16 protein-coding genes and 1 tRNA gene are annotated in these 14,695 nt (G+C 67.7%); 14 read left to right on the top strand and 3 right to left on the bottom strand.

Features of this window, described 5'->3' with window-relative positions; genetic code table 11:
• Positions 1-20: 20 nt before the first annotated feature.
• Positions 21-1,718: a long-chain-fatty-acid--CoA ligase gene (locus tag AC1IQ6_RS23790; RefSeq protein WP_485865397.1), complete on the top strand. Its 1,698-nt coding sequence runs from the start codon at positions 21-23 to the stop codon at positions 1,716-1,718.
• Here the strand turns inward: AC1IQ6_RS23790 and AC1IQ6_RS23785 are convergent.
• On the bottom strand, positions 1,715-2,590 hold the full coding sequence (locus tag AC1IQ6_RS23785; protein ID WP_485865396.1) for an inositol monophosphatase family protein: 876 nt from the start codon (positions 2,588-2,590) through the stop codon (positions 1,715-1,717). The two genes, AC1IQ6_RS23790 and AC1IQ6_RS23785, sit on opposite strands and share 4 nt — an antisense overlap.
• A 163-nt stretch (positions 2,591-2,753) precedes the next feature.
• Here AC1IQ6_RS23785 and mnmC point away from each other — a divergent pair, with 163 nt between their 5' ends.
• The 6 genes from mnmC to AC1IQ6_RS23755 all read left to right on the top strand — a co-directional run bounded on the left by mnmC (position 2,754) and on the right by AC1IQ6_RS23755 (position 10,014).
• Positions 2,754-4,625: a bifunctional tRNA (5-methylaminomethyl-2-thiouridine)(34)-methyltransferase MnmC2/FAD-dependent 5-carboxymethylaminomethyl-2-thiouridine(34) oxidoreductase MnmC1 gene (mnmC, locus tag AC1IQ6_RS23780; protein WP_485865395.1), complete on the top strand. Its 1,872-nt coding sequence runs from the start codon at positions 2,754-2,756 to the stop codon at positions 4,623-4,625.
• Between the two features lie 269 nt (positions 4,626-4,894).
• Positions 4,895-7,120, top strand: coding sequence for a glycoside hydrolase family 31 protein (locus tag AC1IQ6_RS23775; RefSeq protein WP_102775424.1), 2,226 nt, complete (start codon positions 4,895-4,897; stop codon positions 7,118-7,120).
• A 209-nt stretch (positions 7,121-7,329) separates the two neighbouring features.
• Positions 7,330-8,418: a methionine ABC transporter ATP-binding protein gene (locus tag AC1IQ6_RS23770; RefSeq protein WP_102775425.1), complete on the top strand. Its 1,089-nt coding sequence runs from the start codon at positions 7,330-7,332 to the stop codon at positions 8,416-8,418.
• Complete coding sequence (locus AC1IQ6_RS23765) at positions 8,375-9,028, top strand: methionine ABC transporter permease (protein WP_102775426.1); 654 nt, start codon at positions 8,375-8,377, stop codon at positions 9,026-9,028. Before AC1IQ6_RS23770 ends, AC1IQ6_RS23765 begins: the two co-directional genes overlap by 44 nt.
• 44 nt (positions 9,029-9,072) lie before the next feature.
• Positions 9,073-9,870, top strand: a complete 798-nt coding sequence (locus AC1IQ6_RS23760; RefSeq protein WP_485865394.1) for a MetQ/NlpA family ABC transporter substrate-binding protein — start codon at positions 9,073-9,075, stop codon at positions 9,868-9,870.
• Between the two features lie 68 nt (positions 9,871-9,938).
• Positions 9,939-10,014, top strand: a tRNA-Lys gene (locus AC1IQ6_RS23755).
• Here AC1IQ6_RS23755 and AC1IQ6_RS23750 read toward each other — a convergent pair.
• Positions 10,004-10,201, bottom strand: a complete 198-nt coding sequence (locus tag AC1IQ6_RS23750; protein ID WP_485865393.1) for a hypothetical protein — start codon at positions 10,199-10,201, stop codon at positions 10,004-10,006. The two genes, AC1IQ6_RS23755 and AC1IQ6_RS23750, sit on opposite strands and share 11 nt — an antisense overlap.
• Between AC1IQ6_RS23750 and AC1IQ6_RS23745 the strand changes: the two genes are divergently transcribed.
• From AC1IQ6_RS23745 to AC1IQ6_RS23730, 4 genes are all read left to right on the top strand, one after another.
• Positions 10,200-10,439, top strand: a complete 240-nt coding sequence (locus AC1IQ6_RS23745) for a type II toxin-antitoxin system Phd/YefM family antitoxin (protein WP_168202226.1) — start codon at positions 10,200-10,202, stop codon at positions 10,437-10,439. The two genes, AC1IQ6_RS23750 and AC1IQ6_RS23745, sit on opposite strands and share 2 nt — an antisense overlap.
• Positions 10,436-10,831 carry a type II toxin-antitoxin system VapC family toxin gene (locus AC1IQ6_RS23740; RefSeq protein WP_102775428.1) on the top strand — a complete coding sequence of 132 codons (396 nt, stop codon included), beginning with the start codon at positions 10,436-10,438 and terminating at the stop codon, positions 10,829-10,831. Before AC1IQ6_RS23745 ends, AC1IQ6_RS23740 begins: the two co-directional genes overlap by 4 nt.
• 62 nt (positions 10,832-10,893) lie before the next feature.
• The gene (locus AC1IQ6_RS23735; RefSeq protein ID WP_246842500.1) at positions 10,894-11,133 is read left to right on the top strand and encodes a BrnA antitoxin family protein; all 240 of its coding nucleotides are present in this window, start codon (positions 10,894-10,896) and stop codon (positions 11,131-11,133) included.
• A 177-nt stretch (positions 11,134-11,310) separates the two neighbouring features.
• Positions 11,311-11,880, top strand: coding sequence for a hypothetical protein (locus tag AC1IQ6_RS23730; protein ID WP_485865392.1), 570 nt, complete (start codon positions 11,311-11,313; stop codon positions 11,878-11,880).
• Between the two features lie 20 nt (positions 11,881-11,900).
• On the opposite strand, the gene AC1IQ6_RS23725 is transcribed toward AC1IQ6_RS23730, so the two are convergent.
• Positions 11,901-12,236, bottom strand: a complete 336-nt coding sequence (locus AC1IQ6_RS23725) for a hypothetical protein (protein WP_485865391.1) — start codon at positions 12,234-12,236, stop codon at positions 11,901-11,903.
• Positions 12,237-12,413: 177 nt separating this feature from the next.
• On the opposite strand from AC1IQ6_RS23725, the gene AC1IQ6_RS23720 reads away from it, so the two are divergent.
• The 3 genes from AC1IQ6_RS23720 to AC1IQ6_RS23710 all read left to right on the top strand — a co-directional run bounded on the left by AC1IQ6_RS23720 (position 12,414) and on the right by AC1IQ6_RS23710 (position 14,607).
• Complete coding sequence (locus AC1IQ6_RS23720; protein WP_111826374.1) at positions 12,414-13,046, top strand: STN domain-containing protein; 633 nt, start codon at positions 12,414-12,416, stop codon at positions 13,044-13,046.
• Complete coding sequence (locus AC1IQ6_RS23715) at positions 13,043-13,576, top strand: RNA polymerase sigma factor (RefSeq protein WP_102775439.1); 534 nt, start codon at positions 13,043-13,045, stop codon at positions 13,574-13,576. The genes AC1IQ6_RS23720 and AC1IQ6_RS23715 overlap by 4 nt, the downstream gene beginning before the upstream one ends.
• 74 nt (positions 13,577-13,650) lie before the next feature.
• Complete coding sequence (locus tag AC1IQ6_RS23710) at positions 13,651-14,607, top strand: FecR family protein (protein WP_258231540.1); 957 nt, start codon at positions 13,651-13,653, stop codon at positions 14,605-14,607.
• The last annotated feature ends 88 nt before the right edge of the window (positions 14,608-14,695 follow it).

Here is a 14,695-nt window from a genome sequence, read left to right as displayed (position 1 = left end):
ATTTAATGGAGACAACTACCATGACGCGTCCGTGGCTTGCCCATTACCCGCAAGGCGTTCCGGCGGAGATCTCGACCGAAGGATATTCCTCTCTGACCGACCTGCTGGACCGGGCCTGCGAACAGTATGCCTCCCGCATCGCGTGCACCGCGATGGGCAGCGACATCACGTACGCGCAACTGGACGCCCATGCCCGCGCATTCGCGGCCTGGCTGCAAAGCCTGGGCCTGCCCAAGGGCGCGCGCGTGGCGCTGATGATGCCCAACGTGCCCGCCTATCTGGTCAGCATGCTGGGCACGCTGCGCGCCGGCCTGGTCGTGGTCAACGTCAATCCCCTCTACACCGCCGAAGAACTGCAGCGCCAGCTGCTCGACAGCGGCGCCTCGGCCATCGTCATCCTGGAGAACTTCGCGCATACGCTGGAGCGCGTGACCGACCGCGGGCAGCTCAAGCACATCGTCGTGACCGGCCCCGGCGACCTGCTCGGCGGCCTGAAGGCGCCGCTGGTGAACCTGGTCGCCCGCCATATCAAGAAGCTGGTGCCCGCCTGGCGCATCGACGGCGCCCACGAACTGCCGCGGGTGCTGAGCGACGGCGCGAAGCTGTCTTTCAAGCCGCCGGTCCTGTCCATGGACGACGTGGCGGTGCTGCAGTACACCGGCGGCACCACCGGCGTGCCCAAGGGCGCCATGCTGTCGCACCGCAACCTGACGGCCAACGTGCTGCAGACCGAGGCCGTGGCCCAGCCCGTGGTGCACGACCTCGCCGGCCAGCAGCTCACCATCATCAGCGCGCTGCCGCTCTACCATGTGTTCGCGATGACGGTCTGCGGGCTGTATGGCCTGTACGCCGGCATGCGCAACGTGCTCATCATCAATCCGCGCGACCAGCCTTCGCTGATCAATGCGTGGCGCAAGACGCCCATCAACATTTTTCCGGGCGTCAATACGCTGTTCAACGCGCTGGCGCACAACGAGGATTTCGCCCGCCTGGACTTCTCCGCGCTGCGCCTGACGCTGGGCGGCGGCATGGCGGTGCAGCGCCAGGTGGCCGAGCGCTGGCTGAAAATCACGGGCCGGCCGCTGGTCGAAGGCTACGGCCTGTCCGAGACCTCGCCGGTGGCCACCGTCAATCCCACCAACGCGACCGAGTACTCCGGCTCCATCGGCCTGCCGCTGCCGTCGACCGACGTGGTCATCCTGGACGACGAGGGCCGCGAGGTGCCGCTGGGCGAGCGCGGCGAAGTCTGCATCCGCGGTCCCCAGGTCATGCTGGGGTATTGGCAGAAGCCCGAGGAAACCCGGCAGTCCATGACGGCCGACGGCTATTTCCGCACCGGCGACATCGGCATCATGGACGAGCAGGGCTATACCCGCATCGTCGACCGCAAGAAGGACATGATCGCGGTGTCGGGCTTCAAGGTCTATCCGAACGAAGTCGAGGCCGCCGTGGCGCAGCATCCGGGCGTGCTGGAGTGCGCGGCCATAGGCGTGCCGGACGAGCATTCCGGCGAGGCCGTCAAGGTGTTCGTGGTGAAAAAGGACCCGTCTCTTACCGAGGCCCAGATCCAGGAATGGTGCCGCGAACGGCTCACCGGCTACAAGCGTCCGCGCTTCGTGGAATTCCGCGACGAACTGCCCAAGAGCAACGTGGGCAAGATCCTGCGCCGCGAACTGCGGCCCGATGCGCCGGCGTCGGACCCGGGCAAGGCCGCCTAGGCGGCGGCGCCGAGGTGCGGCGCGATCATCTCGTGCAGGGCGCGCTCGACGGCGCGGTTGCCGGCCACGACGCGCCCGCCGATGGGCCAGGGGTCCTGCCGATGCATGTCCGAGCAGGCGCCGCCGGCCTCGCGCACGATGAGCGTGCCCGCAGCCACGTCCCAGGGCGCCAGCCCCATTTCCCAATAGCCGTCGTAGCGGCCGCAGGCGGTCCAGGCCAGGTCCAGGGCGGCCGCGCCCATGCGGCGCACGCCGCGCGAGCGGTTGATGGCGTCGTGCAGCATGGGCATGTACTGCGCGGCGAATGAAAAGTCGCGGAACGGGAAGCCGGTGGCCAGCACCGCGTCCTCGATGGTCTGGGTGCGCGAGCACTGGATGCGCCGGCCGTTGAGCCAGGCCCCCAGCCCGTAGACCGCGGTGAAGAGCTCTTCGCGCTGCGGGTCGTAGACCGCGCCGGCCACGGGGGCGTCCTGTTCCAGCGTTTCGGTGGCCGAGACCGCGGTGCCGGCGTGGGCCACCAGCGCGATCGACACGGCGTAGTGCGGAATGCCGTGCAGGAAATTGGTGGTGCCGTCCAGCGGGTCGATGTACCAGGTGGCGTCGCCCTGCGGCTTGCCCCCGGTTTCCTCGGCGACGATGCCGAACTGGGGCGTGCGGGCTTGCAGTTGCTCGATGATGGCGGCTTCGGCCTCGCGGTCCGCCTGGGATACCAGATCGTTGCGCGCCTTGCGGTCGATCACCAGGTCGCTGCGGTGATGCGCGTAGGATTGCAGGATGGCGGCGCCGGCATGCGAGGCTGTGACGGCCGCGTCGATCGCGGCGCACAGGTCGATGGGCGAGGCCAGCGAACGGGGCTGATCGTAAGTATCCATGAATCGAGTGTAAGCCCATGTATGAGTCAAATCGGTGGCAAGCGGCCCGAAACCGCGCCGCCGCGTGGCTTTCGCCCAACGTATGGACCGCGGTCCGCCGATAATTTGCGTTTATCCCGAATTTCCGGGCTTGGCCCGATACTGTTTGTTTCCGCCGCACCCAATGTCCGTTACCTATTCCCCCCTGATTCCCGCCGTGGCCGAGTTCGACGCCGAAGGCAGGCTGTTCAGCCCCGCCTATGGCGACGTCTACCATTCGCCCTCCGGCGCGCTCGGGCAGGCCGAACACGTGTTCCTGCGCGGCAACGGGCTGCCCGGGCGATGGCGCGGCCGCGGCGCCTTCACGGTCTGTGAAACCGGCTTCGGGCTGGGACTGAATTTCCTGGCGCTGTGGCGCGCCTGGCGCGAGGACCCCCAGCGTCCGGCCGCCCTGCACGTGCTCGCCATAGAAGGACACCCCTTTGCGCGCGCCGACCTGGCGGCCCTGCTGGAGCGCTACGCGCCCGAACCGCTGGCCGGCCTGGGGCGGCAGCTCGCCGACCGCTGGCCGGAGCTGCTGCCCGGACTGCACCGCCTGGAATTCGAAGGCGGGGCCGTCACGCTGACGCTGGGCTTCGGCGAGGCGCAGGCGCTGGCGCCCCGGTTGAGCGCGCGGGTGGACGCGTTTTTCCTGGACGGCTTCGCGCCCGAGCGCAATCCCCGCATGTGGGCGCCGCCGCTGCTGCGCGATCTGGCGGCGCTGGCCGCGCCGGACGCCACGGTGGCCACCTGGGCCTGCACCGGCGAGCTGCGCCGCGCCTTGCAGGAAGCGGGCTTCAACGTGCGCCGCGCCCCGGGCTACGGCGGCAAATGGCATATGACGGCGGGCGAGGCCGCGCGGGAAGGCGCGGTGGCCGCCGGGCTGCGTCCCGTGGCCCACCGCCACGCCGTGGTGGTGGGCGCCGGCCTGGCGGGCGCGGGCATCGCCCAGGCGCTGGGCCTGCGCGGCTGGCGCGTGACCGCGGTCGACGCCGGCCGCGCGCAGGGCGCGCCCGCGCATGCCGGGCACGTCGCCGCGGCGCTGACCCCGGTGCTGGCGCGCGACGACAATGCGCGGGCGCGCCTGTCGCGCGCCGGCAGCCAGCGGGCGCAGGCGCGCTGGCTGGGCCTGGCGGGGGACGCCGCCCCGCGGGTCTGCGGCACCGTCCAGCTCGAACGCGACGCCGGCCGGTCCGCGGCGATGGCCGGCACCCTGGAGGCGCTGGCGTTTCCGGCGCAATGGGTGCGCCAGGTCGACCGCGACGAGGCCAGCCAGCTGGCCGGCCTGCCGCTGGCGCGCGGCGGCGTGTTTTTCGCGCAGGGCATGCTGGTGCAGCCCGGGCGGCTGATAGAAGCCCTGCTGGCCACGCCCGGCGTCACGGTCCAACCCGGCGCGGCGGCGCGGGTCGAGCGGGCCGGGCAGGGCTGGCGCGTGCTGGACGCAGCCGGCGCCGAACTGGCGCAGGCCGATACCGTGATCCTGGCCAATGCGGCGGGGGCGCAGGGCGTGCTGGCGGCCAGCGGACTGCTGGAGCCGCTGCCGCGGTTGGCGCAGATGCATGCGCTGGCCGGGGAGGTCACGCTGGTGCCGGCCGCGGCGCTGGCGGGCGGACCGCGCTGCATCGTCGGCGGCGAAGGCTATCTGCTGCCGGACACCGGCGCGGGCTGCGTGGCCGGCAGCACTTATGTGCATGGCGCCGCCGAGGCCCGGGTGAGCGCCGAGGGCCAGCGCGTCACGCTGGACAAGGCCGCGGGCCTGCTGGGCAGCGTGCCCGCGGCGTTCCAGGCCCTGGAGCCGGGCAGCCTGCCGGGCTGGGCGGGATGGCGGGCGGTGCTGCCCGGCCGCCTGCCGGCGGTGGGCGAACTGCCCCAGGCGCCCGGCCTGTGGCTGGCCGTGGGCTATGCCTCGCGGGGGCTGTCGTGGTCGGCGCTAATGGGCGACTTGATCGGCGCCCGGCTGCAGGGCGAACCCGCGCCGCTGGAGACCGACCTGGCCAGGCTGGTGGCGCCGCGCTGAAAAAGTCGGGACGCAGGGCGGGGCGCACGGGGACGGTGGCGTAGAATGCTGGAATTGCCAGGATTTGACGCCAATTGGGCCGGAATTGGTGCCACACCCGGCGCGTCGAGGGCCCGGCAGGCATTCCGCCCGTGGGCGATGACCGGGGGCTTTAGACCCCTTTTTTGGACGATATGGCCGTCCAAAAGAGGGACCGAGTTTATTTCAAAGCCCAAATCCGTCAAAATAGCGTCTTTTGATGGTTTTTGGCTTAAGCCGGGGGATGCTCTGTGCCGCCCAAGTTCGACTTTGCCCATACTACCCAGCTCGATACCGTCGAGCTGCTGACGTCCCGTCCCAGTCGCATAGATTTCGACGCGGGCGATGGATTGCACCTGGTAGTCGAGGCGCATGCGCCTGGTGTGTTCCGCCTGCGCTGCGGCGAGGCGAATCACCTTACCGATGACAAGCCCACTGCGCGCGCCCGCGCCGTGGCGGAGATGCTGCTCGCGCGCCAGGAAGCGGTGGGTGAAGCCACCGTCGCCCCGCGCGACGACGGCGACGGCTGGCGCATCGCCCAGGGCGACGTGGTGCTGGAGCTGCTGTCCAACCCCGTGCGCGTGGCGCTCTACCGCAACGAAGAGCGCGTGCTGGAATCCGAGGTCTCCGCGCATACGCCCGCGTTCGGGCACAACGCGCTGGACCAGGCCGAAGACGCCGTCTGGACGGCCGGCTTCACGCTGCAGGCCGACGAGCGCGTGTACGGCCTGGGCGAAACTCCCGGAGACCTGAACCGCCGCGAAGAGTCCGTGGTGTCCGACGATCCGGAGCACCGCGCGCTGCCGCTGGCCTGGAGTCCGCGCGGCTGGGGCCTCTATGTGAATTCCATGCGCCGCGTCGAGCACTCGGTCGGCGTCGCGCCGGCCGATTCCGCCTACGTGCTGACGCTGGACGACGCCGTCCTCGACCTGTTCCTGTTCGTCGGCGAGCCGGGCGAAATCCTTAACCAGTACACCGCGCTGACCGGCCGCGCCGGCCAGCCCTCGCTGTGGGCGATGGGCGCGTGGCTGCAGCAGGCCTCGGGCGAAATGCCGACCGAGACCGTGGCGCTGGTGGCGCGCATGCGCGAGAACCAGATCCCGGTCGACGCCGTGACGCTGGCGCAGCCGGCGGCCTGGGGCTTCCAGGCGGACAAGACCGTATTCGAATGGGACGCCCAGCGCTTCCCGGACGCCAAGCAGATGCTGGCGCTCTTCCACAAGCACAACGTGCACGTCGCGGCCTCCGGTTTTCCCGGCGTGCTCAAGACCAGCCCCTTGTTCGAGGAACTGGAAGACCGCGGCTGGCTGCTGACCAGGGACGACGGCTCGGCCCAGGTGTTCGACGGCAACGCCGCCACCTCGGGGCAGCCCTACGGCCTGCTGGACCTGACCTACCGCGACATCTACAACCTGTGGGTGGAGCGCCATCGCCAGCTGGTCGAAGACGGCCTGGACGCGCCCGCGTGCGACGCCCAGATCGCCATTCCCGACGGCGTGAGCGCCCGCAACGGCGAAACCGGCCCGGCGCTGCGCAGCATGTACCCGCTCCTGGTGCGCCGCGCGCTGTTCGACGCGGTCGCCGGCCTCAAGGTCCCGCCCGAGGGCGTGGTGCCCAGCGCCGACCTGTTCCCGGCCGCGCAGCGTCTGCCGTGGCAGGTCGGGCCGCAGGTCGAGAACAGCTGGGAAGGCCTGCGCCATACCCTGCGCACCGCCTTGTCCATCGGCGCCAGCGGCGTGCCGGTGCAGGTGCACGGCATCGGCTCGGCCTCGCGCGACCGCGCCGGCATGACGCCCGAACTCTATTTGCGCTGGCTGACCGCCGGCGTGTTTTCGTCCAACTTCTCGTTCCAGGGCGTGGCAGGCCTGATGCCCTGGGACTTCGGCGAAGAGATCCTGGGGCACGCCAAGACCTGGCTGCAATGGCGCTACCGCCTGGTGCCCTACGTGCTGGGCGCCATCGAGGATTCGGCGCGCACCGGCCTGCCGGTGCAGCGCTCCATGGCCATGTCGTTCCCCAACGATCCCCATGCCCACGACTGGGACCTGCAATACTTGCTCGGCCCGGCGCTGCTGGTGGCCCCCGTGACCGAGCCCGGCAAGCAGGTCCGCGTATACCTGCCCAAGGGCGAGGCCTGGTGGGACCTGAACACCGGGCACCGCTACGAAGGCGGCACCACCTGGACCATGGATTGCGACTTCGGCCAGTTCCCGGTGTTCGGCCGCGAGGGGCACATGCTCTGTCTGGGACCGGCCGCGCAGCATACGGGCGAGTTCAACTCGGCCCGTATCCTCGACGAGGTCTGGATGTTCGGCATGCCGGTGCACAATCCGGTCGTCATGCGCAACAAGATCCGCGTGATGCAGATGCAGGGCTCCAGCTACATCAAGGGTCTGGAAGGCCTGCGCATTTCCCCGTCCGAGGGGCTGGAAGTCAAGCGCCGCGGCGCCGAGGTCCGCATCTCGCGCGCACGTTGATCGCGGGGCCCGCCTCCACGGAGGCGGTCCGGAAAGCAGATGGGCAGTCAGGAGGACATTCCTTCCCGGCTGCCCATTTCCGCCTTTATGAAGGACACTTGCCGCAGGGCCGGCAAGCGCGGATTCGGGCCTTTATATTACTTAAAGTTATAAAAAATGGAAAAAACGGTCGTTCTCTTTAGAAGAGAGAAGATACAAAATCGCTTGCCATGATTCACATCGAGAACCTATCCAAGACCTATGCCACGCCGCATGGACAATTCCAGGCGCTGCGGGGCATCAACCTGCACATCGCGCAGGGCGAGGTCTTCGGCATCATCGGCCCCAGCGGGGCCGGCAAAAGCACGCTGGTCCAGTGCATCAACCTGCTGGAGCGGCCCAACGAAGGTTCGATCGCCATCGGCGGCCAGCCCCTGACCGGCCTGTCCGAGGCGCAGCTGCGCGCCCAGCGCCGCCGCATCGGCATGGTGTTCCAGGGCTTCAACCTGCTGTCGCGCCGCACGGTGTACGGCAACGTGGCGCTGCCGCTGGAAATCGCCGGCGTGGACAAGGCCGAGATCCCGGCGCGCGTCGAGCGCCTGCTGGCGCTGGTCGGCCTGGAGCATCTGCGCGACCGCTATCCCAGCCAGATCAGCGGCGGCCAGAAGCAGCGCGTCGGCATCGCCCGCGCCCTGGCCAACAACCCCGACGTGCTGCTGAGCGACGAGGCCACCTCGGCGCTGGACCCGGAAACCACGCACAACATCCTGGCCCTGCTGCGCGACATCAACCGCAAGACCGGCGTGACCGTGGTCATGATCACGCACCAGATGGAAGTGGTGCGCGAAGTCTGCGACCGCGTGGCCGTGCTGTCGCAGGGCGAAGTGGTCGAGATGGGCAGCACGCGCGAAGTGTTCGCGCAGCCGCGCCATGAAGTGACCCGCGCCATGGTCTCGGCCGCCACCGCTTCCGAACTGACCGACGCCACGCTGGCGGCGGTCAGGCAGCGCATCGAGACGCTGGCCGCGGCCAAGCCGGACCAGGCCCTGCGCCTGCTGCGCCTGTCGCTGACCGGCAACGACGCATCCGGGTCGTTCCTGTCCGACCTGACCAAGCAGCATTCGCTCGACGTGGACCTGATCCAGGCCCGTGTCGAAGACATCCAGGGCGTGGCCGTGGGCACGATGTTCGTGCTGGCCCAGGGCGCGCCCGCCGCGGTCAAGGACGCCATCGCCGCCCTGACCGCCCGTGACATCTCCGTAGAAGAAATCGCCCATGAGCCCGCAACTGATCGACCTGCTTATTACGTCGCTGCTTGACACCCTCCTGATGGTGGGCGTGGCCAGCGCCATCGCGGTGGTGGTCGGCATTCCGCTGGGCGTGGTCCTGACCGTGACGGCCCGCGGCAACATGCTGGAAAACCAGTCCGTCAACCACGTGCTGGGCGCCATCATCAACGCCACGCGCTCGGTGCCCTTCGTCATCCTGATGGTCGCCATCATCCCGTTCACGCGCTTCGTGGCCCAGACGTCGATCGGCACCACCGCCGCCATCGTGCCCCTGTCGGTCGCCGCCATCCCGTTCATGGCCCGCATCGCCGAGAACGCCATGCGCGAGGTCGATCCGGGCCTGATCACCGCGGCGCGCGCCATGGGCGCCTCGCCCATGCAGATCATCCTCAAGGTGCTGCTGCCCGAATCCCTGCCCGGCCTGGTGGCCGCCACCGTGGTCACCATCGTCAGCCTGATCGGCTATTCCGCGATGGCCGGCGCCATCGGCGGCGGCGGCCTGGGCGACCTGGCCATCCGCTACGGCTACCAGCGTTTCCAGTCCGACGTGATGGCCGCGGTCGTCATCGTGCTGATCGTGCTGGTCCAGGTGGTGCAGAGCCTGGGCGACCGCTACGTGCGCCGCATCTCGCACCGCTGAGCGATTTTCTTCCCCCCACTTCCGATATTCGGGATACACGCAACATGAGCATCAAGGTTTTGAAGTCGCTGGCCGCGTTCGCCCTGGGCGCCGCCGTATTCGCCCAGCCCGCGCTGGCCCAGGACAAGCCGCTGAAAATCGGCGTGACCGCCGGCCCGCACGCCCAGATCTTCGACGTGGTCAAGCAGGAAGCCGCCAAGCAGGGCCTGAAGATCGAAGTCATCGAATTCTCCGACTACGTGCAGCCCAACGTGGCCCTAGCCTCGGGCGACCTCGACGCCAACAGCTACCAGCACCAGCCCTACCTGGACAACGCCAACGCCGACCGCGGCTACAAGCTGGTCAGCATCGCCAAGACCGTGATCTTCCCCATCGGCATCTACAGCAAGAAAATCAAATCGCTGTCCGAGCTGAAGGAGGGCGCCCGCTTCGCGCTGCCCAACGATCCCACCAACGGCGGCCGCGCCCTGTTGCTGCTGCAGGCCAACGGCCTGATCAAGCTGCGCCCCGACGTTGGCCTGAAAGCGACCCCGATCGACGTGGTCGAAAACCCCAAGAAGCTGCGCTTCATCGAACTGGACGCCGCCCAGCTGCCGCGCTCGCTGGACGACACCGACGCCTCGGCCGTGAACACCAACTTCGCCCTGGAAGCCGGCCTGAACCCGGCCAAGGACGCCATCGCCCAGGAATCGCCCGACTCGCCGTACGCCAACGTGCTGGTGGTGCGCGAAAAGGACAAGGACCGTCCCGAATTCGCCAAGCTGGTCAGCGTCTACCACAGCCCGGCCGTGAAGCAATTCATCGAGACCAAGTACAAGGGCGCCGTGGTCGCGGCCAGGTAAGCACGGCAAGTCGGGAATCATTTTTTTGACAAACTTCCCGTAACACGCCATAATGTCTGGCTTCGGTCGGGTTGATAGCTCAGTCGGTAGAGCAGCGGACTTTTAATCCGTTGGTCGCGAGTTCGAGTCTCGCTCAACCCACCACTCCTTCCTTTTTTAGGAAGGCAGAAGAAGGCAGAAGAGAATCAAGCACTTGCGAGCAATCGCGGTGCTTTTTTTTCGCCTGTAGTGAACGAAAGCGGCAGCCGAGCCCGTCATCCATGAAATGACTATTTTCAATGGTCATTTTTGATAAGATGAACGGCATCATCCATCCATGGGAGGCCGTCATGTCGACCCTGCATGTGTCGAAAACCGAGTTCAAGGCCCGGGCGCTGGAGCTTTTCCGGCAGGTCGAAGCGACGGGCGAGCCCATTGTCGTAACCGACCACGGCAAGCCCGCGCTGGAAATCCGGCCCTATCGGGCGGCGCCGCAACGGGATCCGCTGGAGGTGTTGCGCGGGTCCGTTTTGCGGTTCGACGATCCCTTGTCTCCCGTCGGCGACGATGTGTGGGAGGCAGCGCAATGATCGTATTGGACACCCATGTGCTGATCTGGTGGGCGGCGGGCGATCCGCAGCTTAGCCGCGCCGCGCGCGACGCCATCGAGGCAGAGGCCCAGGATGGCGAAATCCTGGTCTCGGCCATCAGCGCTTGGGAAGTGGCGATGCTGGCCAAGGCCGGGCGTCTGGCTTTGACCATGGAGGCCGAGGCCTGGCTGGATACGGTCGCCCAGGTGCGCGCAATCCGGTTCGTTCCGGTGGATGTCGGCATTTCGATCCAATCTGTCCAGCTGCCCGGAGAGTTTCACAAGGACCCGGCGGACCGCATCATCGTGGCCACGGCGCGGCGTCATTCGGCCCCTCTGATCTCTGCTGATATGAAGATTCGTGGTTACCCCCACGTTCAGACTATCTGGTGAGGCAACCGATCCTGCGAAAGCATAAGGCCGCCTACTGATCGTGTACGCAAAGGAGAAACTCGATGCCCAAGAAGATTGATCCCGAAGTGGCCGAGTTCGAGGCCGCGCTATTGCGCAGTGCGGACCAGGCGGTCGCAGGTCGCCACGCCCGTGTCCATACGCCGGAGCAAATTTCGGCACGGCGTCGTGGCCGGCCGGTCGGAAGCACTGCGGCCGTGCGTAAGTCCCCTACCACGATTCGTCTGGATGAAGAAGTCCTGGCTGCTTTCAAGCCACGGAGCAGGGGTGGCAGACACGAATAAACTGCTCTGAGGGACTGGCTGAAGATGCATCGGTTGACCTGACCAGCGCTCAGGCGACGTCTGTGCGATAAGCCAGCTCCAAAGCAAATGGGCCGCCTTTGGAACGTGGGGGGCTTTGTCTCGTCCGTTCAGGCTTGCAGGTTCACCAACTTTGCCATCAGCCGGTCTAGGCTGGATTTGCAGCAACACTTTGACCCCTCGAGCCGTCATCACGCGGTCAGAACAGCCGGTCACAATCGCGCATTCTTTTCAGTCGCCTTCAGCGAGATGCGCAGCCCCCGTGCCACTTCCCATGACGTGACCCGCCGACCGGGCGTGATTGCCTGGTGGCGCCGCCTGCGCGCGATGTTGCAGGGGCTGTTGGGGCTGGGGCTGATCGCGGCGCAGGCGCCGTCGGTTCAAGCGCAGACCGTGCCGCAACATTGGATCAGCTATGCACAGTTGGCCAGTAACCAATTCCAGGCCTGGCTGAGCGACCCCGACAACGAAGCCGTGGTGCGCCTGCACGAAAAAATGCAGGACCGCCTGTTGAACAGTCGCTCGTCGACGCCGCCGGGGCCGCTGGTGGTGCGGGTATGGGTGGCGGCGGACGGCAAGGTGTATCGCGTGGAGTTCGCGAGCCTGGGCGATGCGCAGGCCGATGCGGACCTGCACCGGATATTGACGGCACAGCCGTTGTCAGCGCCGCCGCCGCGCGATATGCGCCAGCCGATGGCGCTGCGTCTGAACCTGGAATTTCCGACCTGAGATCCCGCTTTCTTTGAACGTCAGGGGCGGGACGGGCGCTGCGGCCGGGCCGATGCGCCGAAGGTGTTGCCCATGCGATTGGACGTCGCCGCGCGATTGAACTGGCCGATCTGGTTGCCGGGGCGCGAGACGATGTCTTCGGACGCCAGGGCGGGGTTGTCGCGCGGCGCGTTCGGCGCAGGCGCGATCTGGGCGTTGAGGCACTCGTACGACAGGGCGCGATAGCCATTGACCTCGACATCGACACAGGCGGAATCGGCGGGCTTTCGGGCAGAGGCGGCCTGCTGGGCGGCGGCCGCGACGGGCAGGGCCAGGCCAAGCAGCAGTAACCATTTGGGCGTAAGGGCAACGGACATGAGACGGCTCCTTCAGTGCTACCGAGCGCGAACACAGTGTAGTGTTACCTGCTGCGGCGTGCCGTGAAAGATTCATGTCATGCTCCGGCTGCAAGATGTTGCATCCTTTTTCCGCGCCCCTGTTTTGTCGATGCCAGCACTTGGGCAATCCCCCTTTTTCCTCTGCTCCCGCCATCCATGCGCGTGGTCTGGTTGTTGACGATGACGGTCATGCTGTGGGCGGCCGGGGCGTCGGCATGGGCGCAAGCGTCGGCCGAGACGCACGTGTTCGATCTGCCGGCCCTGCCGTTGGAGCAAGCCTTGCGGCGTTATGGCGAAATCACGGGGCTGTCGATTTTCTTTGACACCGAGCAGGTGCGCGGCAAACGCAGCCCGTCCGTTCGCGGCCGTTATGCCCGGACCGAGGGTTTGAGCCGTTTGTTGAAGGGCACGCAGATGCGCGCGCAGTCGGTGTCTTCGGGCGTGGTCACGGTCGTGCCGTTGGAGGCCGAGGCGCCCGCGCCGGATCGAGGCAATGTGCTGGCGCTGTCCTACGACGGATACCTGCAGCAAAGCATCTTGCATGTGTTGTGCGCGCAGCCTGGCTTGCAGGCCGACCGTCTACGCATCGCATTGCGCTTCTCCATCAATAAGGATCGCCGCGTCGAAGACCTGCGCGTGCGGGTCCAGGCGCGGCCCGAGCTGGAGCCCGTCGTGCGCCAGGCCCTGTCGCAGGCGCGCCTGCGTCCGCCGCCGGCCGGCCTGGCGCAACCCATGATCCTGCTGGTGTCGCCGCAGGCCGCCGCCCGGTGGGGAGGCTGCCAGCGATGAGCAGGAAGGGGGTGGAGCGCCTGCAGCAGCTGATCACGCAGGGTTACGACGCTTTGCGGCGGCAAGTGGCCTACCGTCTCGGGGGCTCGTCGGACATGGCTTCGGACGCGTTGCACGAAGCCTATGTGCGCCTGGCGTCGCAGGACAATCTCGACGAGGTGCGCCACCCGCACGCCTATCTGGTCAATACCGCCGTCAATGTGGCGATCGACCGCATCCGCAGCGACGCCCGCCTGCTGGGCGACGATGAGATCGAGGCCGTGTTCGAGCAGGCGCGCGGCGCGCAGCCGGGGCTGGATAGCGACCTGGCTTCGCGCCAGCGCCTGGACACGGCGATGCGGGCGCTGCAGGACATGCCGCCGCGCCAGAGCGCCTTGCTGATCGCACATCGCGTCCACGGCGAAGATACCGAAAGCCTGGCGCGCCGCTGGGGCATCTCGGCGCGCATGGTGCGCCGCGAGATCCAGACCGCCGCTCAAACCTGCATGGCCGCCATGGAGGCTCGCGATGTTCCGAAGAAAACCCGATGACCGGTTCCGGTTTTGCGCCGTCAATCGTCTGGTCTGTTGATAGCACTTATTTTTGAACGATGAACAAGGCCTTCATGGCGACCGAACCCAACGCTCCAGACGATGACGTTCTGCGTCAGGCGCGCGCGTGGGCGGTATTGCTCAAGACCGGCCAGCCGACCACGCGCGATCTGGAATCCCTGAAGGCCTGGTGCGCGCAAAGCGCCGGGCACGCCCGCGCCTGGTCGCAGGCCGCGCATGAATGGCAGGCCGTCGAGACCGCCGCGCGGCGCGTTCCGCAGGCCCGGCCTGCGCGCAAGGTCCACGGTTTCGCGGGTGCGCGCGCCGGGCGCCGCGCCTTTCTGGGCGGCGCCGTGGCCGCTGGCGCGGCGTATCTGGCCGTGAGCCCGCCCTGGGGGCTGTGGCCATCCTGGTCGGAGTTCAGGGCCGACTACCGTACAGGCGCGGGGGAACAACGCTCGCTGGAGCTGCCGGGGCAGGTGCGCGTCACCTTGAATACGCGCACCAGCATCACCGTGAACGACGCCGCCGCCAGGCCGCGCATCGACCTGATCAGCGGCGAGGCCGCCGTGTCCGCGCCCGCTTGTGAAATCGTGGCGGGCGTGGCCAGCGTCAGGCTCGACCACGCCGATATCGAAATGCGCCAGCTGGAAGACGGCCGCGTGCGCGTGCGCTGCCAGCGCGGCGCGGCCGAGTTGCGGCATCCGGCCGGCAGGGTGGCGTTGGCGGCGCAACAGGAAGCCTTTTACGACGAAAGACGCGTCGGCCCCGCGACGCCGTTGGCCAAGGCAGCGTCGGCGTCCGCCTGGCGCGAGGGGGTGGTGGTGTTCGATGACCTGCCGCTGGATCAGGCGGTGCAGGAGATCAACCGCTATCGGCCGGGCAGGGTGGTGCTGGTCGACGACGCCTTGGCCGATCGACGGTTCTCGGCGCGCGTGCGGGTAAGCGACTTGGACCAGGCCCTGGAGCTGCTGCGGACGGCGCATCACATCCGTTTGCGCCGCGTGGGTGAGCTGGTGCTGATCGGCTGAGTGTCACAAAAGCCTGTCATGAAAGATTCATGGCTTGGTATTTCCGCGTTTCGCGCGTCGAACGTCTAGTGGAAAAGCGTCCGCCCCG

The organism is Achromobacter sp. MUI-25009338, assembly GCF_057359325.1.
The sequence above is the reverse complement of the archived record's forward strand: the minus strand, read 5'-3'. Positions and strand labels throughout refer to the sequence as shown.